The organism is Branchiibius cervicis, assembly GCF_042661605.1.
In the GTDB taxonomy this organism is placed as follows: Bacteria; Actinomycetota; Actinomycetes; order Actinomycetales; family Dermatophilaceae; genus Branchiibius; species Branchiibius cervicis.
In genome coordinates this window covers 712,003-734,428 of record NZ_JBHSWJ010000002.1, presented here as the reverse complement: position 1 = coordinate 734,428, position 22,426 = coordinate 712,003, and the positions used below count along the sequence as shown (strand labels likewise).

Below are 22,426 nucleotides of genomic sequence, written 5' to 3'. Positions count from 1 at the left end.
GACAGTGGACGGGTGTGCATACCCACTCCTGGCAGGGTCTCTCCCATGACGAAGCCGCCGCCCTTGCCACTGCGCGCCGACCTGATCAGCGACTCCCAGGTGCGCTTCGGAGCCGGCGGCGCCCACGCGGTCGACGTCACAGGTCTGACCCGCGAGGAGGCCGAAGAGGTGACCGCCCTGGGCGCGCTCACCCCGGCCCAGTGGGCCAGCGCCCGCACCAGCCGGCCGGTCAGCCGCAGGTGGCCGCAGGTGGTGCGGGTCCTGGACGCTGCGACGAAGGCGGTCGCCGCCGACCAGTCGATCGGCGAGCGGGTGGTGGCTCTGGACGGGGCCGGCCGCCTGCCGCATGCGCTGACCCAGCTGCTGCCGCCGGAGGTAGCCACGGTGGGCGACCCCTGGCAGATCGCCGCACTGGCGGGCAGTGCGGCCACCGCTCCGGACCTTGTCGTCCTGTTCGGGTCCCGGGCGGTCGCACCGCACCGGTACCGCCCCTGGCAACGACTCGGCGTACCCCACCTGCCCGTTGTCGTCGGGCCGCGGCGGTTGCACATCGGACCGCTGGCCGGCACCGGGCAGGTGTGCCTGCGATGTGTCGATCTGCGGCGCGCGGACCGTGACCCGGCGTGGCCGCGGATCGTCGCGGCCGCAAGTGCGGAGCACCCGGGCACGCTGCCCGACGTCCTTCCCGCCGAGTTGCTGGCGACAGGCAGCGGAGTCCTCGCGTTGGCGGTCGGGGCGGCGCTGTCCGCGTCGCTCCCCCGGGGCTCAGCGTCTCGGTGTCCACCGCCGGTCCGTGGGTGGTGCACCACCGCTGGACGCGGCACCCGGCGTGTGACTGTGCTGTACCACCCCAGGTGCTACCCACCACCCCGCCATTGCGTGAAGCTGGGTGACAATGGGCCCATGGCTCGTGTCCCGCGCAACTCGGTAACCCGGACCGCGCGTCTGGCCACCCTGCCCATCGGGTACGGCGCGCGGCAGACCATCGGCTTGGGCAAGCGGGTGGGTGGTGCGTCCGCCGAAGCCGTGGCGGCACAGATCCAGGAACAGACCGCGGCCCAGATCTTCAAAGTGCTCGGCACCCTCAAGGGCGGTGCCATGAAGGTCGGGCAGTCGATGTCGGTCTTCGAAGCGGCGTTGCCCGAGGAGCTGGTCGGCCCCTACCGCACGGCGCTGACCAAACTGCAGGAGGCCGCCCCGGCGATGCCGGTGAAGCTGGTCCACAAACAGCTCGCGGAACAACTCGGCACGCGGTGGCGCAGCTATCTGCGCGACTTCGACGACACACCGGTCGCGGCCGCCTCGATCGGCCAGGTGCACCGTGCCGTGTGGAAGGACGGCCGCCCGGTGGCGGTCAAGATCCAGTACCCCGGCGCCGGTGAGGCGTTGCTGAGCGATATCGCCCAGTTGTCACGGGTGATGCGACTGACCACGTCCTGGGTGCCGGGTCTGGAGTTGCGACCGCTGCTGGAGGAAATCCGGGAGCGGATGCGCGAGGAGCTGGACTACACCTTGGAGGCCACGATGCAGCGGCAGTTCGCCGCGGCGTACGCCGATGACGAGTGGTACGCCGTGCCGAACGTTCTCGCCGACACCCCCGGGGTCATCGTGAGCGAGTGGATCGACGGCATGCCGCTGTCGCAGATCATCGCCGAAGGCACCGACGAGCAGCGGGATCTGGCGGCCTCCCTCTACCTGGAATTCCTGGTGGCCGCTCCGGGCCGGGCGGGACTGCTGCACGCCGATCCGCACCCCGGCAACTTCCGGTTGTTGTCGGACGGGCGGCTCGGGGTCCTCGACTTCGGTGCGGTCAACCGGTTGCCGGAGGGGATGCCGCCGGCGATGGGACGCCTCCTGACGGCGGCCGTGAACGGTGACGCGGAGGGTCTGATCACCGGTCTGCGTGAGGAGGGCTTCGTGCGGGAGGGCATCGACGTCGCTCCCGAGGCGGTGCTGGACTACCTGTCGGTCTTCGTCGAACCCCTGCAGGACAACGCTTTTCAGTTCAACCGGGAATGGCTACGGTCGGTCTTCAACCGGATCAACGATCCGCGCAGTCCCAATTTCTCGGTGGGGATCAAACTCAACCTGCCGCCGGAGTACCTGCTCATCCATCGCGCCTGGCTCGGCGGTATCGCAGTGCTGTGCCAGATCAACGGGGTGGCTCCGGTGCGCGAGATCATCGACGACTATCTGCCGGGAGCCGACCTTCCGCCGGTGTGACCCCCACACAGACCACGAGGTGCGAACCCGGAAACGGATTCGCACCTCGTGTGCTCTACGGCCGCACCGATCGACGGCGACGGCTGACGCGTGGTGGTCGGCGGGGAACTTCCCCGCGGCCACTGCGCGATTGTCGGACTCGGACTATCTCGACCTGCGAGTGCTGGAACATGCTGGAACTCCTTGAAGATCATGGTTTTCGGCAACCGGATCAGGCGGCTACCGGGTGCTTGCGCGGACGGCCCCTGGGCCGCTTCCGCGCGACGATGGCGCCGGCGACGAACAGCTCGCCACCCCACACGCCCCACGGCTCGGAGCGCTCGATGGCGCCGGCGAGGCAGGCCTGCTGCAACGGGCAGGCCAGGCACATGGCCTTGGCGCGCTCGACATCAGCCGGGCTCTCGGCGAACCACAGTTCGGGGTTCTGCTGCTGACACGGCAACGCGGGCTCGTCGCTGCCGGCGGGGCCGATCTGGTCGATGAGGTCGATCAACGTCATCGGGGCCACCTCCTTCATCTCCTGCGCGGCCGGTGCCCCGGTCGGGGCTCCGGTGGTGCTGCCACTGCCTGGTGCGGCGGTGGTTGCTCGGGGATCTGTCGTGAACATCGGGTGTGTTCCTGGTTCGGTTCGGTGGTCACGGCATACAAAGAGGCCGCGGACCCTGGCTGGGTTCCGCGGCCTGGAGGTGGCTGATCCTGGGACCTAGGTCAGGATCGGCTCCACGGACGCGGAACGGATGACACGGGTGGTGAAGAACGGGGCGTCGCCGACGATGCGGCCGCATGCCTCGTCACGCACACGCACCACTGCGGTCGCAGACACTCCGCTACCCGCACCGATGAGGAAGGAATCCGAGGTCGGCAACAGGGCATAGCGGGACGTCGCGGCAGCGCCGTGCGTGCCCGTCATCTGCTTGTTGATCTCCATGTTCCGACCCTCCTTCGACTCTTCGTTGCGGCCCGTCGCGCGCATGATGCGCGTCCGGGATGACTTTGTCGAGAGTAGTGCGACGCTCGGCAGCGCAGCAACTTATTTATCGAAGTATTTTTCGGAGCCGCTCACTTTCTAGCTATTCCGTTGCAGCAGAGTGCTTTTCGGCAACCTCGGTCGGATCGTCGCCGTCGAGGACAGCGAGCACCGCGTCGCCGTACATCCGCAGTTTGCGCTCGCCCACCCCGCTGATCCTGGCCAGGCAGTCCAGATCGGCAGGCATGTCCTGGGCGATGGCGATGAGGGTGGCGTCGGTGAAGACGATGTACGCCGGTTTGCCGTTCGCAGCCAACGAACGCCAGGTGCGCAACCGCTCGAAGAGGGTTTCGTCGTAGGTGGGCGGGCAGGCGGCGCAACGGCCGATCTTGCGTTGCGCGGCCACCGTCAGCGGTTCGCCGCAGGAACGGCAACGGGTGGCCGCGCGGGCGCCGGCCTTGCGCGGCCGGTCCTTGGCAGCCGGCCGGACCGGTTGGTCGGCGACGCCGTCGATGGCACCCGCGGCGCCGTAGAGGAACCGGGAGCGGGATCTGGACGGGGCGCCGCCGGGGTTGCGGGCCAGGGCGTAGCTCAGCAGCAGATGGCGCCTCGCGCGGGTCACGCCGACATAGGCCAGTCGCCGCTCCTCGGCGATTTCGTCCGGGCCCTCGGCCATCGACAGCGGCAGCATCCCGTCGCTGCAACCGATGATGACCACGGCATCCCACTCCAGGCCCTTGGCGGCGTGCAGCGAGGCCAGCGTCACCCCCTGCACTGTGGGCGGATGCTGCTCTCCGGCGCGCCGATCCAGTTCGGTCACGAAGTCGCGCAAACGGGCTTCGGGCTGTTCGACGGACAGGTCGGTGCTCAACTGGACGAGCGCATCCAACGATTGCCAGCGCTCGAGGGCGGCACCGCCGGTCGGTCGCACCGTGGTCAGGCCGGCACCGGCAAGGGCGTCGCCCACGACCTCTGGCAACGGTCGCTCGGGGTTGTCCGAGCGCACGGCGCCGCGCAGGAGGACCAGCGCGCGGCGTACCTCATCGCGGTTGAAGAAGCGCTCCCCGCCCCGCACCAGGAACGGGATGTCGGCGTCGGTCAGTGCCTGCTCGATGGGCTCGCTCTGAGCATTGATCCGGTAGAGCACGGCTATCTGGCTGGCCGGAACCCCCTGGCCGAGAAGGCCTTTGATCTCCTGCGCGACCCCTGCGGCTTCAGCGGGGTCGTCGGGATAGGTGAGCAGCCGCGGCATCGGGCCGTCGCCGGACTGGGCCTGCAGCTGCACGTGCTCCTGCCCGCGGCCGATGACCCGGTTGGCCAGGGTCACGATCTGAGGCGTGGAGCGGTAGTTGCGCTGAAGCCGCACCACCGCGGCTCCGGGGTGGCGCTTGGTGAACTCCAGCAGATGGCGTGGACTGGCACCGGTGAAGGAGTAGATGGTCTGTGCGGGGTCGCCGACGACACACAAGTCATCGCGCCCGCCGAGCCATTGGTGCAGCAACTCCTGCTGGACGGTGTTGACGTCCTGGTACTCATCGACGACGAAGTGCCGGTATTGGTCGTGCACTTCCCGTGCGACGTCCTCCCGCTCGGCCAGGATGCCGTTCATCAGGAGCAACACGTCCTCGAAGTCGATGGCGACGCGCTCGGTCTTGACCTCCTCGTAGGTGCGCCACAGCCGGGCCATCGCGGTCGCGTCCAGGTCGGCAACCTGTCGGCTGGCCCGCGCGGCCGACGCCGGGTAGGCGTCGGCGGTCAGCATGTTGACCTTGCCCCACTCGATCTCCGCCGCGGCATCCCGCAACCCGACCCGGTCCAGTTGCAACCGCACCCGGGAGGCCGCCTCGGCGACGACGGGTGCCTTGTGCGAGAGGATCTGCGGTGGTGCGCCGCCGACCACGCGCGGCCAGAAGTACTGCAGCTGGCGCAGTGCGGCAGCGTGGAAGGTGCGGGCCTGCATGGTCGGTAGCCCGAGGCCGCGCAACCGGGTGCGCATCTCTCCTGCGGCGCGCGCGGTGAAGGTCAACGCCAGCACCTTGTCGGCGCGCAACTCGCCGGCCGCGACGCCGTACGCCAGCCGATGGGTGATCGCACGGGTCTTGCCCGTGCCCGCGCCGGCCAGCACGCACATGGCGCCGAGGGGGCGACTGGCCACTTCACGCTGCTCGGGGTCCAGGTCCGCCAGTAAGGCGTCCGGGCTGAGCGCGGCGCTCACCATCGGGTCGCGACGGGCAGCGGGCCGCCGTACCAGTGCTCGATCAGGTGCCGGGCGATGGACAGCCGCGGGGGTACGCCGATGCGTCCCGCGACCAGGTCGTCGGTGAGTTCGTCGCGGGTGAACCACCGTGCCGCGACGATTTCGTGCGGGTCGGTGTCCAGCGCGGGCGCATCGGTGTAGGCGACGTAGCCGATCATCAGCGATGCCGGGAACGGCCACGGCTGATCCCCCAGGTACTGCGCATCTCGCACGTTGACCCCGACCTCCTCCTGAACCTCGCGCGCCACGGCGGCGGCGAGGGATTCACCGGGTTCTACGAAACCAGCCAGCACCGACATCCTCGGAATTTCGCCCTCCCGGTTGCCGAACCGGGTGCCTTGGGCCAGCAACAAACGGTCGTCGGGATCGATGACGGCCATGATCACGGCCGGGTCGGTGCGCGGATAAAGGTGGTGGCCTTCGCTGCACCGGCGGCACCAGCCGGCCTCGACCGGCACAGTCGGAGAACCGTCCTGTGGGCAGAACCCCTGGGTCGCATGCCAGTTCGCGATGCCGGCGGCCATGGTGAGGATGCTGCGCTGTTCGTCGTCCAGTGTTTCGCCAACGGTGCGAAGGTCGGCCACCGGCACGTCGTCGCCAGCCCGCTCGGGGTGCACGACGAGCACGGCCGGCCCGTCGTGCGTGGTGCCGAGGAAGATCACGAAAGCCTGTTGGTCGGTGCTGCGGGGTGACCGGAAGGCCAGGGTGCCGTCGGGGCCGATGGGTGCCCGGCCGGCGTACCAGTCCAGGACTCTGGTGCCCGGATCGGAGAGCAACCGGGGCACGAGACCGACTTCCCGGCGATCGTTGGCCCGGCGGTCGACGCCGGGCCGGTTGAGCAACAGATCGAATTTCGGCGGCATCCCGGGCACGTTCCCAGGTTATCGAGGTCCCTGCGCCTACCGTGGTGGGCGTGCCTCGTCCCGCCAGCCACCTCGCCGCCCTCGCCGATGCCGCCGTCCCCGGATTGCGGCCCATCGCCTACGCAGCCGCACCCGAAAGCCCTGGCGATCCGTTCCAGACCGCCCACATCACGGGACGCGACGACAAGCAGTGGACCGTGCGCGTGGCGCTCACGGCCGGGACCGGCGCTGGGATGGAGTTGTCGGATCAGCTGCTGCGGCTGCTGGCGCGCCGGCTGCCGTTCGCCGTACCGCACATCGAGGGCTCACTGACCGCCGACGACGGATGCTTCGTGGCTGTGATCCCGCGGCTGCCCGGGGCACCTGCGCTGTGGCGCGACCTGGAACCGGACTCCCAACACGCGCGCGCCGTCGGCCGGGCGATCGCGCAGATCCACACCCTCGATCCCCGCCTGATCGACGAAGCCGGCCTCCCGTCGTACGACGCGGACGCCTATCGTGCGCGGCGGCTCGCGGCGCTCGACCGGGCCGCCGAGACCGGACTCGTGCCCACGGGGCTGCTGGCCCGTTGGGAGCGCGCTCTGGAGGAAGTCAGTCTGTGGAAGTTCGCCACCCGGGTCACGCACGGCCCGCTCGAGGCCGCGCATGTGTTCTACGACGAGGACGGCGTCGCGGCGATCACCGGATGGGAAGAAGCTGCGTTGAGCGATCCCGCGGTGGACTTCGCGCCATTGTGGGCGCTGGGTGACCCCGGCACGTTCGACACCGTGTTCGAGACGTACGCCGCGAACGCGCCGGACAGTGCCGACCTGCATCTCGAACGTCGGATCCGGCTGGTGGCCGAATTGCAGCGCATCACTGCTTTGATGGAGGCGGTGGGCAGCGGGGACCAGATCTTGATCGATCGCCGGACGGCCGCGCTGCGGCGTCTGGATGAGGCCACCCAGAACGATCTGAGCTTGTTGCCGCCGGAGGTCGCCGGTCATCGGTTGACCGTCGTCGGTGATGATTACGCGGCGGCGCAGCCGGTTGATCCGACCCAGATCGAGGTGGTCGAGTCAGCGGACTACCCCGCCGAGGATGAGACGGTCGAGATCCCGCTGTCGGGGCAGGCCATTCCCGAACACGTGCCTGAGCCTCCCGTGGCCGAGCCGATCGCCAACGAGCCCTCGGGCGAGGGGCCTGTGTCGACCTACGACGACACGATGTACGACGACGGTGACACCCAGCCGGTCCCGCAGCGGCCGCGCGCGAGCAACGAATAGCCGCGGCCCGTCCCCCGCGGCCCGAATCAGTCGCCGTGGGGGTCATGGTGACGGTCCAGCCGCCTCCGTGTTTGGCGCGGTGATGGTAGCGGCATAGCCATTGCAGGTCGTGGGCGCCGGTGGGGCCGTTGGAATAGCGGGTCACGTGGCTGACATCCGCGGCAAACACGTCATCGTGGAGTCATGGTCGCCACCGTTGCCGTGCTGTCCGACATCCACGGCGTACTGCCCGCCCTCGACCGGGTACTGCAGGAACCCGATGTCGCTGCCGCCGACCTGATCGTCGTGACCGGCGACCACACCTGGGGTCCGCAACCTGCGCAGACCCTCGACCGGCTCACCTCCCTCGGTGATCGGGTGCTCCTTGTCCGCGGCAACGCCGACCGGGAGTTGCTGCAGATGTCCCGCGGCCTTGATATCGGGTTGGGTCATGATGCGTTATCCGTCTGGGGCGCAACGCAACTCGCCCCGAGACATCAACAACTACTCGACGACATGCCGGAGCGGATCACCCTCGACATTCAGGGCTTCGGGCCTGTCCTCTTCTGCCACGCGACCCCTCGCGACGACGAGGAGGTCGTCCTTGTCGACACCACGCTGGGGCGGTGGGCCGAGGTGCTGCACGACGTACCGGACGAGGTCAGCACGGTGGTGTGCGGACACACCCACATGCCCTTCGTCCGTCTCGCGCACGGCCGGCTGATCGTCAATCCGGGCAGCGTCGGCCTGCCCTACGGTCGACCCGGCGCCCACTGGGCCCTGCTCGCCAACGGCGCGGTCACGATGCGGCGCACCCTGATCGATCCCGACGAGCTGGTCGCAGAAGTCACCGCCGGATCGTCGCTGCCCGGAGTGACGGACTGGGCAGAGGAGAACCTACGCCGGCCCGCCACCGACGCCGAGGCCTTGACTGTCTTCGGGCCACGGGACGGACGCGAGAGCCCGTCATGACCCGACGATCCCGGCCAGCAGTTGCTCGATCGCGTCATCCGGCGGCAGATCCGGATACACGGTCGTCCCCGTCGCCGCGTAGTAGAACGCCGCAGCCACCTGGTCCGGGTCCAGCCCACGCAGCCGGGCATAGGCCAGCCGGTACGCCGCGAGCTGCAGCGCCCGAGTAGCCGCCTCCTGACCGTGGGGCTGGCCCCCGGTCTTCCAGTCCACGATCACCACAGCGCCCGGATCCGATGACTGCGACACGGACGAGCTCGATGTGGCCGGGAAAACCGCGTCGATGCGGCCGCGGATACTGGCCGCACCGATCCATGTCTCCACCGGCACCTCGATCTCCAACGGCTGGCGTTCAGCCCACTCCGACGCGAGGAACGTCTCCTTCAACTGAGCCAGGTCCGCGAAATGATCAGCGTCCTCGTCGTCAGCGCCCGGCAGTTGGTCGACATCCACCAATGCCGCCGACTGGTAATGCTTTTCGATCCAGGCATGGAAGGCAGTGCCCTGGCGGGCCTCGGGCTGCGGACGCACCGGCATCGGCCGGCGCAGGGCACGCGCGAACTCCTCGGGATCACGGGCCATCGCGACGATCTGCGACGCAGACAGGTGGCTCGGCAACTCCACCGACGATTCACCGGCGGAGCCGTGCCGGTCACGCTCGGCGAGGAGCGCGGTCAGGTCGTCGCGCAACTGCGACTCGAGATCCGCAGACCACTCCTGCCAGCTCGGTCGATCGGACTGCAACTGCTGGCGCAACTGCTCGACGCGCCCGGCAGCTATCCGCAACGCTTCAAGAGCCGGCGAATCCGGCTGCGCTGGAGGCCAGCTCGCGGTTCGTGGATGTGCCAGAAGAGGATTCTCAGTCCCCTCGGCGGGCAGTTCCTCCCAGTGCATGATGCGACCACCGGGCACGTGCCCGTCTGCCAGCAGATCTCGTGCCTCTAGCAAGAACCGCGACGCCAGGCGGGGTGTCTTGGTCGTCCCCCACACCGAACTGGTCAGGAGAAGCCGGTGTTTGGCGCGGGTCACCGCTACGTAGGCCAAGCGCCGCTCGGCAGCCAACTCGTGTGCGCCGTACGCCGCTGTGAACTGCGCCAGTTCATCCTTCAGGCCCTGGTAACTGGTCACCTCGGCCCAGGGCAACGCGGGCAGTCCCGCGACGTCGCCGCGCAGATCGAAGGGTACCTTCACGCCACTGGTCCACCCTTTGTCGGGAATCAACCAGGTGCCGGGGTCGTGCGGGACCGCCTGCTTCCCGATCGCCCAGCCCTCCCAGTCCGCATTCCACGTGGCCGGCCGCAGATGGGCAGGGAAGATTCCCTCGGACAGACCTGCGACGACCACGTTGTCCCACTCGAGTCCCTTGGCAGCGTGCACGGTGAGCACCTGCACCACACCCGGAGACGCTTGCACGACCGGTGCGTCCAGTCCGTCCTCCTCCTTCTCCGCGGCCTCCAGCCACTCCAGGAAGCTGCCGAGCGTCGCTCGGCCCGCCGACCCGGAGTACTGCGCGGCGACATCGAGGAAAGCGTCCAGCGCGGCTCCCCCACTGCCTGTGTCGTATTCGGGACGGGCAGTCACTTCGATGTCGAGGCCGAGGCGGTGAATCGCTTCGACGACCAGGTCTCCCAGTGGCAGGCTGGTCAGCCCGCGTAACGTGCGCACCACCCCGGCCAGCCGGGCCAGCCGCTGCAGACCCTTGGCACTCAGGCGCTCCCCCGCAGGACCGACCCAGTCCGGGCCGGGCAGCTGCTCCAGCGCCTCCACGATGCTCGCCCGCTCAACGGTGTCCGGTGCCAGATCACCGTTCGCCGGTTGATGCGGCACCAGCTGCCGTGACCACTGGCCGAACGCGTCCAGATCGGCAGCCCCCAGGCGCACTGCGGACCCGGACAGCAGACGCATCAGTCGATCGCCGCGCGACGGATCGTGCACCGTCCACAAGAGGCTGACCACGTCGCCGACCTCGGCCACCGTCAGCAACCCGCCGACACCGACGAGTTCGTAGGGCACACCGGCGAGTTCCAAAGCAGCCGCTACCGGCACGAACAGCGACCGTTTGCGACACAGCACCGCGGCGGAGAACTGTGATGGATCCGCCTCCTGCAGCCGCAGCTGCTTCAACCAGTCAGCGATCTGGGCAGCCTCCGCGTCGAGCGTCTCGAAACGGCCGATCACCACCTCGCCGTCGCTCGCGGCCGGGCCTGCGGACAACGGGGCTACGTCCAGATCGCCCTGTGCCGCGAGCGGTTTCGCGATGCGGTTCGCGACCGCGAGAATGCCGCGGTCGTTGCGCCAACTGATGCTCAACTGCGCCTGCGCGGCCGGCGCCAGGATCTGCGGGTCCCGTCCACCCGGTGCCGAGGTGTCTTCGCCGGGCCCGGCGAAACGACGCGGAAAGTCCTCCAGCGTGCGGGAACTCGCACCTCGCCATCCGTAGATCGACTGGTGCGGATCGCCCACCGCGGTCACGACCACCGGCTCGCCGGAGGCGACCCACAACGACTCCAGCAGTCGCATCTGCGCCTCGCTGGTGTCCTGGAACTCATCGAGCAGAACGGCCCGGTAGCGCGAGCGCTCCGCCCGGCCCAGCTGGGGAAAGCGCATCGCCAACCGCGCGGCGATCGCGACCTGGTCGCCGTAGTCCATCGCCACCCGCTCGCGTTTGGCGCACTGGTAGGCCGTCACGATGGGTAGCAGTTGACGCAGTTTCGCCGACTGCTCGTCCAGCCCCTCCGGGACGTTCTTCATCCGGCCCTTGGACAGCGACCGCAGATGGCTCTCGAAATCCGCCAGGTAGGCGTCCATCTCCTCGATCGTCAGCAGGTGCTCCGCCAGTTCGCCGCTGAGGCCGATCACCGCCTTGGTGACACTCGCGGGGGCGATGCCGACCGCATCCATCGGGCCGTCGTAAGACTGCACCACCTGACTTGCTAGTTGCCACGCAGCGGCCTCGGAGAGCAACTCGGTGTCCGGTTCGATGCCCAGCCGCAGGCCCTGCTCACCGACCAGGCGAGCGGCGTACGAGTGATAGGTCTGGACCGTCGGCGCCGCCAGTGCCGCTGCCACATCGTCGTGATCCGCGGCCGGCAGCAGACCGGCCGCGTCGAGCCGCCTCAACCGCATCTGCAGGCGGTGGGCCAACTCGGCCGCCGCCTTGCGCGTGAACGTCAGGCCCAGCACCTCATCCGGCGTCACGTGCCGGTTGGCGACCAGCCAGAGCACCCGCATCGCCATCGTCTCGGTCTTGCCGGACCCTGCTCCGGCCACCACGACCAGCGGAGCGAGCGGGTCAGCCTCGATGATCCGCTCCTGCTCGGGCGTCGGCGGGGGCGACCCCAACGCCTCGGAGATCCGGCGGGCGGCCACCCCGGTCGCCACAGCGGTCTGACCGGTCACACCATCCGCCCTTCGTCCTGCAGCGGGCAGCTGGACTTCACTGCGCACACCTCACAGATCGATCCGACGGTTGCCACGAACTCACGGTCAGCCATCTGCTCGGCCAACTCGGCAATGCGTTTCCGGGCCCACTGCGGATCCTCCTGCTCGGCCAGCGGGGCCTGCGCCTGCACCTTCGCCGTCGCCTTCGTGCCGGCAGCCTTCCCGAGTTGCACCAGAGCTGCGCCGGCCGATTTCTCCGTGGGCACGCCGTCGAACCCGCCTTCGACGAGAGCCGCTTGATACGCCGCGAGTTGCAGGTGCTCGGCCACCTCATCCTCCCGGACCGGTGTCCTACCGGTCTTGAAGTCGATCACTCGCACGCCGTCCGGAGTGTCCTCGAGGCGGTCGACTCGACCCCGCAATTCGGCCCGTTCCAAGGTCACCTCGAAGGGCACTTCGGTGCCGAGCACCTTTGTCCCCCTGGTCCGTTCGCCTTCCAGGTAATTGTCCGCCCGAGCCAGCATGAGCTCGGCCAACTCCCGCTGGACGCGTTGGAACCAACCGCGCGGCAAACCCAGACTCGACCAGCGCTCGTCGAGCGATCGCAACATCGCCGCCAGACCGTCCTCGCCGCGCGTCTCGACGATGTCGTGGATCAGCGTGCCCATGCTCGCAGCCGGCGCCGAGTCGTGTTCTCCGCCGCTACTGACCAGCAACCACTGCAAAGCGCAGGTGGAGAAGCGCTCCAGCGTCGACGGTGATACTCGCACCGGAGCCGGAGCGGGCCGTCGCGGAAGGTCGACCGAGCGCCCGCGCAACGGCCACCACTGCTGTGGGTCGGCTCCTCGGACGTTCGCTTCGGCCAGCCACGCCAGAGCCATCGCCGCCGACTCCTGCATCTGGCCCGCCGCCACCGACCGACGAAGGCCGGCGATGACCCCCGCCAGCGACATCGGCCGGGGAACCGGCGCGTAGGGCCGGTCCTCCAACAACGGGAAGTCATCGATCAGGTCGAGGAACGCCGAGGGCTGCTCCTCGTCGTTGTCCACGGCGGTCACGATCAGTCGCCGGGAAGCTCGGCTGACCGCAACCAGGAACTGCCGGGTCTCGTCGTATCGCACCGCCGCGGCCGCCGCCTGGGCAGACCGCCCGCGACCGGTCACCACGTCGACCAGTTCCGAGGAGCCGAGCAGCGAGCCACGCATCCGCAGATCGGGCCAGACGCTTTCCTGTACCCCCGCCACGACCACCAGCGACCAACTGCGCCCCGCGGCCGCCTGCGGGGTCAGCAACGCAACCTGGTCGGTGTCCGGGGCCGCCTTGACCAGGCGGTCGCCCGGCACATCCTGACCGCGAAGGTGTTCGGCGAAAGCGCCGGCCGGTGCTGCCGGCAACCGGTCCTGGAAGAGCGCCGCCGCCGAGAACAAGGCCACCATCGCGTCGAGATCCCGGTCCGCGCGGGTGCCCGCGGGCCCGCCGGAGAACGCGTCGCGCTCCCATTCCTGCGCCAGTCCGCTGGCCGCCCACATCGCCCAGAGCACGTTCTCCGCCGAGGCTGAAGCCGATGTCACCCCCGTGGCGAGCGCTGATCGGCCGGCGTCCAGCACCGCCCGCACCCGGCGTACCGGATCGCCGACACCCGGAAGATCCGGGGTCAGCTCCTGCTGGGAGAGCGTCGCCGCCACCAGCAATTCGTCACTGGTCCGCGTGCCACCGGCGACCAACTCAGCCTGCCGCAGTGCCCGGCGCAAGCGGCGAAGAACCATCGCGTCAGCGCGGCCGATCGGGGAACTCAGCAGATCGATCGCCAATCCGGGCAGGTCATCGGACGGCGGGGCGTCGCCGGTGATGAGTTCCAACGCCTGCAGGAACGGTCGGACGGCGGGTTCGTCGCGTAGCGGCAGCGTGGCCGCAGCGGTGGCCACGGGGACGCCGGCCACGCTCAACGATCGACGCAGGGCGGCAGCGCGGGCCTGGCCGCGAACGACGACGGCCATCTCGCCCCACGGCAGGCCCGAAAGAAGGTGCGCCTGACGCAGCGTTGCCGCGATCCCGCCCGACTCGGCCGCGACCGAGCGGTACACCTCGACCGACGCGGCCGAATCATCGTCGGCCGCCTCGACCTGCCGGTGCCGCACGCTGCCCACCGACCCGATCCGTGAACTGACCCGTGCGCTCACCTCGCGCAGAGCGGCTCCTTGCCGGTACGACGTGCCGAGCGTGAGTGCCTCCCCCGCCCCCCAGCGACCCGCCAGAGTGAAGGCCACCGCAGGATCGGCACCCCGGAAACCCTGCACGGTGGCATCGGGATCGGCCAGCAGCACGCTGCGAACGCCCGGCCCCGCCGCAGCCGCCAGCAACCGGTCACCGGCCGGCGAGAGTTCCTGCGCGTCGTCGACGACGATCAGCGCGAGCCGGTCATGCAGGCGCCGGCGTGCTGCCTCGTCCTCGATCAGCAGGTCCGTGGCAGCACCCAGGATCCACGACGGGTCGTACCCGCCCGGCGCCGACAGCGCGGTCACCTGGTCGTACTCGTCCAGCACTTGTGCCGCAGCGACCCACTCCGGGCGGTCGTGCTCGCGGCCAAGATCCGCCAAATCGCCTGCCGTCAGTGATGATTCGACCGCTCGCATCAAGAGGTCACGCAACTCGTTGCGGAAGCCGCGGGTGCCCAACGCCTCGCGTACGGACTCCGGCCACACCGGCCCGGCCGGATCGCCCGCGGCGTGACCGGCCAGCAGATCCCGCAGCACGACGTCCTGCTCCGGCCCGCTGAGCAAGCGCGGCGGCGGGTCGCCGCGCAACGCTGCCTCCGCGCGCAGGATGCCCCACGCGAACGCCTGCATCGTGCGCGCCAGTGGTTCGGTGCTGGTCCCCTGGAGTCGCGTGGTGACCCGGTCCCGCAGACTCGCCGCCATCGTCCGGCTCGGCGCCAGCAGCACACAGTGGTCGGCAGGCACACCGGCGCGCACCGCGCGGACGACCGACTCCACGGCCGCCGTCGACTTCCCGCTTCCTGGTGCGCCCAGCACGAGCATGGCCCGGCCCTGCCCGCCCCCGGCGGCGAACGCTGCCGCGGCCTCCTGCGCCGGATCCAACGGCCGCTCGGGTGTCGCCGAGACGGCAGGTGCGAGCAACCGGACCTGCGACGGCGTGTCCTGCGTTCTCACCAGACCATCCCAACATCCCCCACCGACAACCTCCGCCGGGCCTAGGCCGGTAGGTACCGTGCCACATCCATATCGACCCGGGAACCGCCGGATACCAGTACCGTTCGCTCCGACCTCAGAAGTTCCAGGGCACGTTGCTCGTGACCTGTCGCCGGCCGCCCATCGGCCCGGACGACGCGCCACCAGGGCATCAGCGCGCCGTACGTCGACATCACATTGCCCACCCGCCGCGGGCCCACACCCACGAGCGCACCGATCTGTCCGTAGCTCATCACCCGGCTCGGCGGGATCGCCTCGACGACGTCGAGCACCGCTTCGACCAGGGGCGGCAGGGCGTCAGTCACGCGCCGCCTGCCACGCGGCGTAGCCGCCCTCGAGCGAGCGGGCGGAGATTCCCAGATCCGCCAGCGCACGTACGGCGATCGCGGACCGGGTGCCCGCCTGGCAGTAGACGATCCACGGCTGGGCGGTCGTGAGTCCGGCAGGGACACCCTCGGCCAGGAGCGAATCCAGCGGCAGATGCACCGACGAGGGCAGGTGCCCCGCGGCGTACTCCTCGTCGGTGCGCACATCCAGCAGGACGCCGTCATGCCCTTCCACCTCCGCCGGCGACACCAACGCGACCTCGGGGTCCGTGTGAGCGCTCCAGGGAACGTCGGGCACGTCGGCGCAGATCGGGCACAACGGGTCGCGACGCACGGGAAGCGCCGACCAGTCGGCGCTCAGGGCGTCATAACACTGCACCCGGCCGATCAGGGGCTCCCCGATGCCGAGCAGCAGTTTCAGCGTTTCCAGCGCCTGCACCGAGCCGACCACCCCGGGCAGCGCTCCGAGCACGCCTGCCTCAGCACAGGTCGCCACCGTGCCCGGGGCGGGAGCCGCCGGGAAGATGCAGCGATAGCACGGTCCGCGCCCGGCCCAGAAGACCCCGACCTGGCCGGCGAAGCGGTCGATGGCCGCCCAGATCATCGGAATGCCCAGGGCCACCGCCGCGTCGTTGGTCGCGTACCGCGCGTCGAAGGAATCGGTCGCATCGACCACGAGGTCGTGGCCCGCGAGGAGTTCGACGGCGTTGTCCGCGTCGATGGCCACCGAGTGGGTGCGCACCGTGGTCGCGGAGTTCAGCGCCAGCAGCGCGGCGGCCGCCGACTCCGTTTTGGCCAGCCCCACCGATGACTCGTCGTGCACCAGCTGCCGGTGCAGGTTGCTCAGTTCGACGTCGTCGGGATCGATGACCGTCAAGGCGCCGACCCCGCCGGCCGCGAGATAGCTCAACACCGGGGAACCCAGTCCGCCCGCGCCCACCACGGCTACCCGGGCCGCCGCGAGCCGCTCCTGACCGGCCACTCCCACGCCGGGCAGTCGCAGTTGGCGGGCGTACCGGGCACGGTCCGACGCGATGTGGATCACACCTGTCAGCATAGGATCGCAGGGATGTCATCAGGGTCGGCCGGTCCCACCGGGCTAGACCCCGACCGAGCGCAAGGAGTCAGAGTGCAGGAGCCGGGCCGTTCCGGACGGTTGCCGAGATCGGCCCGCCGGGCGCAATTGTTGGAGGCGGCACAGGCCGTCTTCGTGGAGTCGGGCTACCACGCCGCGGCGATGGACGAGATCGCCGACCGTGCCAAGGTCAGCAAACCCGTGCTCTACCAACATTTTCCGGGCAAGCTCGACCTCTACCTGGCGCTGATCGACCAGCACACGGACGAGGTCATCAACCTGGTCCGAGCCGCACTGGCCTCGACCACGGACAACCCCACTCGCTTCGCCGCCGCCGTCGCGGCGTTCTTCGAATTCGTCGACCGCCAGGACGCAGCGTTCCGCCTCGTCTTCGAGTCCGATCTGATCAACGAACCCGCGGTGGCCCACCAGGTGCAGCGGATCAGCACCGAGTGCTCGGCAGCGATCGCGGAAGTCATCGCCGAGGACACCGGGTTGTCCAACGAGCAGTCCCAGCTGCTGGGCGTGGCCCTGGTGGGAATGTCCCAGGTCGTGGCGCGTTACTGGGTACAACGCGGCGGCAGCATTCCGCGCGACGAAGCCGTCTCCCTGGTGGCCACACTGGGTTGGCGGGGGCTGGCCGACTTCCCCAAGGTGGGCGACGACCTCGACACCGTCGGGTCGGAGGTCACGGCCAGCTGACTGCGTGGCACGCTGTCGCCAGGGGCGCGGTTCCCACCGCACCCGCAGCATTCACCGCAAGTCGAAGGAGCAATTCCGTGGAGATCCGCATCGGCGTCCAGGACGTCGCCCGCGAAGTCGTCGTCGAGTCCGAACTGACCGGCGTCGAAGTGCGCAAGCTGGTCGAGGAAGCGATCGCCGGCCCGGCCACCCTCAGCCTGACCGACGAGCACGGTCACACCGTGCTGATCCCCGGCGCCAAGATCGGCTACGTCGACATCGGCGCCGAGTCGCGCGGCCGGGTCGGATTCGGCGGCTGAGCAGGCACCTCACCCCTAGGGGTCGGCGCGTCGCGTTGCCCGGCCGAGGATATTCACAGACAGTTGAGTCAGAGGTGCGCACCAGCGCGCCCAATCGATCGGAGTCAACTCATGCTTGCGTCCATCCTCGGATCCATCATCGTCGGGGCCATCGTGGGTGTCGTCGCCAGGCTTGTCCGGCCCGGCCCCCAGAACCTGTCCATGCTGGAGACGGTGCTCATCGGTGTGGTTTCTGCTTTCGTCGTCGGTCTGATCCTCGGCCTGACGACGTACAAGAACTCCAACGGCGGTATCCCCTGGATCTCGTGGGTCCTGTCCGTTGTCGTTGCGGTCATCCTCATCCCCGTCTACGAGCAACTGCGCGGGCGCTCCAAGGCCTGAGCAACGCATCACGAGAAAGGGCCGCAGGCAATCCGCCTGCGGCCCTTTTCTGTCGCCTGTTACGCGTCCAGCCCTAGTGCGGCCATCCGCCGCGTGTGCTTCTCGCCGAGTCGGGCCAGCAACTGTTGGAATCCGACCAGGTCGAAACCCTGCCCGGTACCGCGGTCCATGATCAGGTCCAGCAGGTCGTCGTTGACCAGCGCCACCAGCTGCGCCTGAGACAACGCCTCCCCCATCATCCGGCGGCCGAGCAGAGCCAACCGTCCGGCGAGCCGGTCGTCCTGCTCGATGGCCTCCAGCAACGCGGTCCGGGCCAGCGCGGCCTGCTCGTCGTCCGGCAGCGCTTCGCGGACCATGGCGGCGGTTTGCGGATCCAGCACGTCGGTCAACTCGCGGTAGAAGTCCGTGGCGATCGCCGCACCGGCGTAGATCTTCATCAGACCTTCGTGCCAGTCCGCCGGCGTGATCCGGGCGTGCCAGTTGTCGAACGGTTCATGGAACGGCTGCATGGCCTCGGCGGGCTCGACGCCCATCTGCCGCAACCGGCCGGACAATTGTTCGTACACGGCGTACTCCCGCGCGGCCAGCGCCCCCAGCTCCTGCTGGGACCTGACGGTCGGAGCCATCTCCGCGACCCGGGCGACGTCGAAGAAGGCCATCAACTCGCCGTAGGCCAGTACACCCAGCAAACTGGCCACCCCGGCCTCCGGCACCGATGATGTCCCCGCAGATGCGACCGTGCCGGAGTGTTCGATCATGAGTGAAGTGTATGACTCGCGATAGAATGGCTGGGTCATAAACCGGTGCCCGGTCGGCCCAGACGATAGACACCCCTGTTTCACCGCAGGTCAGCGCCCCGTCAGTGGTACGCAGACCATCTGAAGACCTCCGATCGGCTCCCTACCCGGTCGCTTCCGCGGCCCCACCGATCGAGGATCTGTTGACTGAGAACACCCAAACTGAACATCCCGCTGCTGCCGACGACGTCACGTTCGGTGACTTCGACGTCCACCCGGACATCGTGGCCGCCCTCGCCGACGCGGGCATCGTGCACCCCTTCCCCATCCAGGCGATGACCCTGCCGGTCGCGCTGTCCGGGCACGACATCATCGGCCAGGCCAAGACCGGCACCGGCAAGACCCTGGGCTTCGGGGTCCCCGTGCTGAACCGCGTGATCGCGCCCGGCGATCCGGGGTACGCCGATCTGCCGGCTCCCGGCGCGCCGCAGGCGTTGATCGTGGCCCCGACCCGCGAGCTGGCGGTGCAGGTCGCCGGCGATGTGGAGACCGCCGCCAAGCGCCGCGGCATCCGGGTCGTCACGCTCTACGGCGGACGGGCCTACGAACCGCAGATCGACGCCCTGAAAACCGGGGTCGAGGTCGTGGTGGGTACCCCCGGCCGTCTGCTGGACCTCGCCGGCCAGAAGCATCTCAACCTGGGCTATGCGCGCACCGTCGTGCTCGACGAGGCCGACGAGATGCTCGACCTGGGCTTCCTGCCCGACGTCGAGCGGCTGCTGGCCCTCACTCCGGCCGGGCGTCAGACGATGCTCTTCTCGGCCACCATGCCCGGCGCGGTGGTCACGCTGGCCCGGCGCTACATGACCCAGCCGACGCATATCCGCGCTATGCACGAGGACGGCGACAACCAGCACACCGTCAAGGCGATCGAGCAGTTCTTCTACCGCGCTCACGCGATGGACAAGGTGGAGATGCTGGCCCGGATCCTGCAGGCCCGCGACCGCGGCCGCACGATCATCTTCTCCCGCACCAAGCGCACCGCCGCGAAGGTCGTCGACGAGCTGACGGAGCGCGGTTTCAACGCGGCCGCTCTGCACGGCGACCTCGGCCAGGGTGCGCGCGAGCACTCGATGAACGCTTTCCGCAAAGGAACCGTCGACATCCTGGTCGCCACCGACGTCGCCGCCCGCGGCATCGACGTCGACAACGTCACGCACGTGATCAACTACCAGTGTCCCGAGGACGAGAAGACCTACCTGCACCGCGTCGGTCGCACCGGCCGCGCCGGCAACACCGGTATCGCGGTCACCTTCATCGACTGGGACGATATGCCGCGCTGGGGGTTGATCAACAAAGCCCTCGACCTGGGCGTCCCCGAACCGGAGGAGACCTACTCCTCCTCCGAGCACCTGTACCAGCAGCTCAACATTCCCACCGACGTCACCGGCCGGGTCGGCGCCCCCAGACGTCCGACAAGCCCGCGCGAGAAGGGCGCTCAGCTTCGGATCGGCGTACGTCGAGCGGTCACCAGCGCGGCGAGCGCTCGGAGCGGGAGGGATCGCAGCGCCGTCGTCGTCGTACTCGCAAGAGCCCCGGCGGCAGCACGCCGTCGGCCGACCGGTCATGACCGGCCCGGCGGCGGACCCGGAGGAGGTGGCCGCTGCCGTGGCCGAGCGCCTGGCGCTGATCCGGCGCTCGCTGGTGGAGGCGCAGGCGGCAGCTGACACCGCCGACGCCGCGGACGCGCTGGCGCACAGCCTGCGCGTGACCGACCGGATGAGCGAGGAGATCGTGCGACTGGTCGCTCCGGACGCGCCCTCGCAGTTACCGGACGTACGCTCCGGGCTGACCGGACGCGAGCTGGAGATCGCCGAGCTCATCGCGCTGGACCAGCTGACCAACGCCCAGCTGGCCCAGCACCTGGACATCTCGGAGAAGACGGTCAAGACACACGTCGGATCGATCCTGCGCAAGTTGCAGATCGCTCAGCGCTCGGAGATCGCCTGGACCCTCGGCGTCACGCAGAAGTAGGTTCCAGAGCCTCCCAGGGCAGCGCCGCCGACCCCACCGCCTGGCCTTCGGGGCAGTGCTCCCGGAAGTCGCACCACCGGCACATCGCCCCCGGCCGCGGCGGGAAGGCGGTCGAGGCGGTGCCCTGCTGCTCGTAGGACTGGTCCACGTCGATCAGGTCGGCGACGATCGAATCGGCTTCTGCCAGCTTGCGATCCAGGGATTCGCGGGTGTGCTCGTAAGCGACGACCTCTCCGGTGGGCACGTGGTGCAGCTCCACCGTCACGCAACGAGACCGGAACAGCCGACCGGCTGCGGCCGCGTAGAACGCCAGCGGGAGGAGACCCGCGCCGCGGTGTCGTCGATCGGCTTACGGGAAGTCTTGTAGTCGACGATGACCAGTTCGCCGTCGCGGTCATCGATCCGGTCGATGCGGCCGATCAGCAGGGCCCGGCCGACCGGCAGACTCACCGAGCGCTCGACGCCGCGCGGCTGGGTGCCCCGGTCGATTCCGCGCAAGTACTCGATGACCTCCTGCGTCACCCGCGCGCGCCACGTCGCGGAGTGGGCGGCGTCCCGGAAGCCGGTATCGCTCCAGGCGGCGGCCAACCCTCTCGCCACCGCATCCGGGGTGCGCTGACCGGGGGCGAGGTCCCAGAAGTCGCGCAGCACGTTGTGCACGACGACACCGACCAGGGTGTGCGCCCGCGGTGGCGCTTTGGTCGGGGTCGGGCGGTCCAGGTAGGCGAAGCGATAACGGCGCGGGCAGTCCAGGTAGGTCAGGAGCCGGGTCGGACTGGCGCGGTAGGGGCGGCGGTAGATCGGGTCGTCGAACTGCCGGTCCAGGGCGGGTTGTTCCGCCGTCACAGCCACCGCTCCAGACCCACCGAGTGCGCGCCGGGGTCGTTGGCCTGGCCCACGAGGGCCGCGAGCGCCTCGGAACTCGTGGTGTACTCGCCCAGCTGGTTGGGCTTGCCGGCGCCGTGGAAGTCACTGGATCCGGTCCGCACCAGGCCGAGCCCCTCGGCGATGGCCGCCGCGTGCGCCCTCTGCTCGGGCGAGTGGTCGCGGTGATCGACCTCCAAGCCGCACAGGCCGGCCGCGGCCATCTCCTCGATGACCGACTCGTCCACCACCCGGCCGCGGGCCGCAGCGAGCGGGTGGGCCATGACTGACACTCCCCCAGCGGCTTTCACCAGTCGTACGGCGTCCACCGGGTCGGGCGCGTAGTGCGACACGTAGTAGCGACCGCCGGTCCGCAACAGGTCTTCGAACGCCGCCGACCGGTCGGGCACGACGCCGCGGGCGACCAGGGCGTCGGCGATGTGCGGGCGGCCGATCGTTGCACCAGCCGGGGTGTGGGCCACGACCTCCTCCCAGGTCAGTCCGGTGTCGGGGCCCAACCGCTCGACGATCCGTCGGGCGCGGCTGTCGCGGTCGCTGCGGGTGCGGTCGAACTCGCGGACCAATCCAGGATCGGCCGGGTTCATCAGGTAGCCGAGCAGATGGATGCTGATCCCGTCCCGGGCGCAGGAGATCTCCACACCGGGTAGGAACCCGATGCCGGCTGCCGAGGCAGCGTCGGCGGCTTCGTCCCAGCCCGCCGTACTGTCGTGATCGGTCAGGCCCACCACGTCCAGGCCCGTAGCGCGCGCTGCCCCGACGATCTGCCGAGGGGTCATGGTGCCGTCGCTGTGCCGGGAATGGGTGTGCGGATCGATGGCCACCGGCGCAGCGTACTGCGCGTTGATTGGGTCATCACCGCCCCGGTTTGAGA

General features: G+C 69.5%; 20 protein-coding genes. 8 read left to right on the top strand and 12 right to left on the bottom strand.

What is annotated here, in order from left to right:
* Positions 1–45: 45 nt before the first annotated feature.
* A complete protein-coding gene (locus tag ACFQBT_RS04110) occupies positions 46–2,223 on the top strand; it encodes an ABC1 kinase family protein (protein WP_377820596.1) in 2,178 nt (725 codons plus the stop codon).
* A gap of 211 nt (positions 2,224–2,434) precedes the next feature.
* Here the strand turns inward: ACFQBT_RS04110 and ACFQBT_RS04105 are convergent, their stop codons facing one another.
* The 4 genes from ACFQBT_RS04105 to nudC form a co-directional block, all read right to left on the bottom strand.
* Positions 2,435–2,722 carry a WhiB family transcriptional regulator gene (locus ACFQBT_RS04105; RefSeq protein ID WP_377825343.1) on the bottom strand — a complete coding sequence of 96 codons (288 nt, stop codon included), beginning with the start codon at positions 2,720–2,722 and terminating at the stop codon, positions 2,435–2,437.
* Between the two features lie 204 nt (positions 2,723–2,926).
* Positions 2,927–3,151: a hypothetical protein gene (locus ACFQBT_RS04100; RefSeq protein ID WP_377820594.1), complete on the bottom strand. Its 225-nt coding sequence runs from the start codon at positions 3,149–3,151 to the stop codon at positions 2,927–2,929.
* A gap of 142 nt (positions 3,152–3,293) precedes the next feature.
* Positions 3,294–5,408 (bottom strand): ATP-dependent DNA helicase UvrD2, encoded by a 2,115-nt coding sequence (locus tag ACFQBT_RS04095; protein ID WP_377820592.1) that lies wholly within the window; start codon positions 5,406–5,408, stop codon positions 3,294–3,296.
* Positions 5,402–6,310 (bottom strand): NAD(+) diphosphatase, encoded by a 909-nt coding sequence (gene nudC / locus ACFQBT_RS04090; protein ID WP_377825341.1) that lies wholly within the window; start codon positions 6,308–6,310, stop codon positions 5,402–5,404. Before nudC ends, ACFQBT_RS04095 begins: the two co-directional genes overlap by 7 nt.
* 50 nt (positions 6,311–6,360) lie before the next feature.
* Here nudC and ACFQBT_RS04085 point away from each other — a divergent pair, with 50 nt between their 5' ends.
* Together ACFQBT_RS04085 and ACFQBT_RS04080 are read left to right on the top strand one after the other, a co-directional pair.
* Complete coding sequence (locus ACFQBT_RS04085) at positions 6,361–7,575, top strand: phosphotransferase (protein WP_377820591.1); 1,215 nt, start codon at positions 6,361–6,363, stop codon at positions 7,573–7,575.
* A 183-nt stretch (positions 7,576–7,758) separates the two neighbouring features.
* On the top strand, positions 7,759–8,526 hold the full coding sequence (locus ACFQBT_RS04080) for a metallophosphoesterase family protein (RefSeq protein ID WP_377820590.1): 768 nt from the start codon (positions 7,759–7,761) through the stop codon (positions 8,524–8,526).
* Here ACFQBT_RS04080 and ACFQBT_RS04075 read toward each other — a convergent pair.
* Genes ACFQBT_RS04075 through moeB form a run of 4 tightly spaced genes read right to left on the bottom strand, consistent with a single transcriptional unit; the run spans position 8,521 to position 16,487 of the window.
* A complete protein-coding gene (locus ACFQBT_RS04075; RefSeq protein WP_377820589.1) occupies positions 8,521–11,925 on the bottom strand; it encodes an ATP-dependent helicase in 3,405 nt (1,134 codons plus the stop codon). The two genes, ACFQBT_RS04080 and ACFQBT_RS04075, sit on opposite strands and share 6 nt — an antisense overlap.
* Positions 11,922–15,077 (bottom strand): ATP-dependent helicase, encoded by a 3,156-nt coding sequence (locus ACFQBT_RS04070; protein ID WP_377820588.1) that lies wholly within the window; start codon positions 15,075–15,077, stop codon positions 11,922–11,924. Before ACFQBT_RS04070 ends, ACFQBT_RS04075 begins: the two co-directional genes overlap by 4 nt.
* A 41-nt stretch (positions 15,078–15,118) precedes the next feature.
* On the bottom strand, positions 15,119–15,421 hold the full coding sequence (locus ACFQBT_RS04065) for an MGMT family protein (protein WP_377820586.1): 303 nt from the start codon (positions 15,419–15,421) through the stop codon (positions 15,119–15,121).
* Positions 15,414–16,487, bottom strand: coding sequence for a molybdopterin-synthase adenylyltransferase MoeB (moeB, locus tag ACFQBT_RS04060; RefSeq protein ID WP_377820584.1), 1,074 nt, complete (start codon positions 16,485–16,487; stop codon positions 15,414–15,416). The genes ACFQBT_RS04065 and moeB overlap by 8 nt, the downstream gene beginning before the upstream one ends.
* 24 nt (positions 16,488–16,511) lie before the next feature.
* On the opposite strand from moeB, the gene ACFQBT_RS04055 reads away from it, so the two are divergent.
* The 3 genes from ACFQBT_RS04055 to ACFQBT_RS04045 all read left to right on the top strand — a co-directional run bounded on the left by ACFQBT_RS04055 (position 16,512) and on the right by ACFQBT_RS04045 (position 17,899).
* Positions 16,512–17,219 (top strand): TetR/AcrR family transcriptional regulator, encoded by a 708-nt coding sequence (locus ACFQBT_RS04055; RefSeq protein WP_465252284.1) that lies wholly within the window; start codon positions 16,512–16,514, stop codon positions 17,217–17,219.
* Between the two features lie 77 nt (positions 17,220–17,296).
* Positions 17,297–17,518: a DUF3107 domain-containing protein gene (locus tag ACFQBT_RS04050; RefSeq protein WP_377820581.1), complete on the top strand. Its 222-nt coding sequence runs from the start codon at positions 17,297–17,299 to the stop codon at positions 17,516–17,518.
* Between the two features lie 111 nt (positions 17,519–17,629).
* Positions 17,630–17,899: a GlsB/YeaQ/YmgE family stress response membrane protein gene (locus ACFQBT_RS04045; RefSeq protein ID WP_377820580.1), complete on the top strand. Its 270-nt coding sequence runs from the start codon at positions 17,630–17,632 to the stop codon at positions 17,897–17,899.
* A gap of 59 nt (positions 17,900–17,958) precedes the next feature.
* Here the strand turns inward: ACFQBT_RS04045 and ACFQBT_RS04040 are convergent, their stop codons facing one another.
* A complete protein-coding gene (locus ACFQBT_RS04040) occupies positions 17,959–18,657 on the bottom strand; it encodes a ferritin-like fold-containing protein (RefSeq protein ID WP_377820578.1) in 699 nt (232 codons plus the stop codon).
* Positions 18,658–18,839: 182 nt separating this feature from the next.
* On the opposite strand from ACFQBT_RS04040, the gene ACFQBT_RS04035 reads away from it, so the two are divergent.
* Positions 18,840–20,363, top strand: a complete 1,524-nt coding sequence (locus tag ACFQBT_RS04035; RefSeq protein WP_377820577.1) for a DEAD/DEAH box helicase — start codon at positions 18,840–18,842, stop codon at positions 20,361–20,363.
* Positions 20,305–20,670 (top strand): LuxR C-terminal-related transcriptional regulator, encoded by a 366-nt coding sequence (locus tag ACFQBT_RS04030; protein ID WP_377820575.1) that lies wholly within the window; start codon positions 20,305–20,307, stop codon positions 20,668–20,670. The genes ACFQBT_RS04035 and ACFQBT_RS04030 overlap by 59 nt, the downstream gene beginning before the upstream one ends.
* Here ACFQBT_RS04030 and ACFQBT_RS04025 read toward each other — a convergent pair.
* From ACFQBT_RS04025 to ACFQBT_RS04015, 3 genes are read right to left on the bottom strand one after another with little or no spacing between them, the layout of a single operon-like run.
* Positions 20,657–20,935, bottom strand: coding sequence for a hypothetical protein (locus ACFQBT_RS04025; protein WP_377820573.1), 279 nt, complete (start codon positions 20,933–20,935; stop codon positions 20,657–20,659). The two genes, ACFQBT_RS04030 and ACFQBT_RS04025, sit on opposite strands and share 14 nt — an antisense overlap.
* Entirely contained in the window at positions 20,932–21,516 is a 585-nt protein-coding gene (locus ACFQBT_RS04020; protein ID WP_377820571.1) for a RecB family exonuclease, read from the bottom strand. Before ACFQBT_RS04020 ends, ACFQBT_RS04025 begins: the two co-directional genes overlap by 4 nt.
* Positions 21,513–22,376: a PHP domain-containing protein gene (locus ACFQBT_RS04015; protein WP_377820569.1), complete on the bottom strand. Its 864-nt coding sequence runs from the start codon at positions 22,374–22,376 to the stop codon at positions 21,513–21,515. The genes ACFQBT_RS04020 and ACFQBT_RS04015 overlap by 4 nt, the downstream gene beginning before the upstream one ends.
* Positions 22,377–22,426 lie beyond the last annotated feature (50 nt).

Coding starts and splice junctions, on each gene's coding strand:
- ACFQBT_RS04110 (WP_377820596.1), top strand. CDS start 46: ATGACGAAGCCGCCGCCCTTGCCACTGCGCGCCGACCTGATCAGCGAC.
- ACFQBT_RS04100 (WP_377820594.1), bottom strand. CDS start 3,151: ATGGAGATCAACAAGCAGATGACGGGCACGCACGGCGCTGCCGCGACG.
- ACFQBT_RS04080 (WP_377820590.1), top strand. CDS start 7,759: ATGGTCGCCACCGTTGCCGTGCTGTCCGACATCCACGGCGTACTGCCC.
- nudC (WP_377825341.1), bottom strand. CDS start 6,310: ATGCCGCCGAAATTCGATCTGTTGCTCAACCGGCCCGGCGTCGACCGC.
- ACFQBT_RS04045 (WP_377820580.1), top strand. CDS start 17,630: ATGCTTGCGTCCATCCTCGGATCCATCATCGTCGGGGCCATCGTGGGT.
- ACFQBT_RS04095 (WP_377820592.1), bottom strand. CDS start 5,408: ATGGTGAGCGCCGCGCTCAGCCCGGACGCCTTACTGGCGGACCTGGAC.
- ACFQBT_RS04040 (WP_377820578.1), bottom strand. CDS start 18,657: ATGATCGAACACTCCGGCACGGTCGCATCTGCGGGGACATCATCGGTG.
- ACFQBT_RS04055 (WP_465252284.1), top strand. CDS start 16,512: ATGTCATCAGGGTCGGCCGGTCCCACCGGGCTAGACCCCGACCGAGCG.
- ACFQBT_RS04105 (WP_377825343.1), bottom strand. CDS start 2,722: ATGACGTTGATCGACCTCATCGACCAGATCGGCCCCGCCGGCAGCGAC.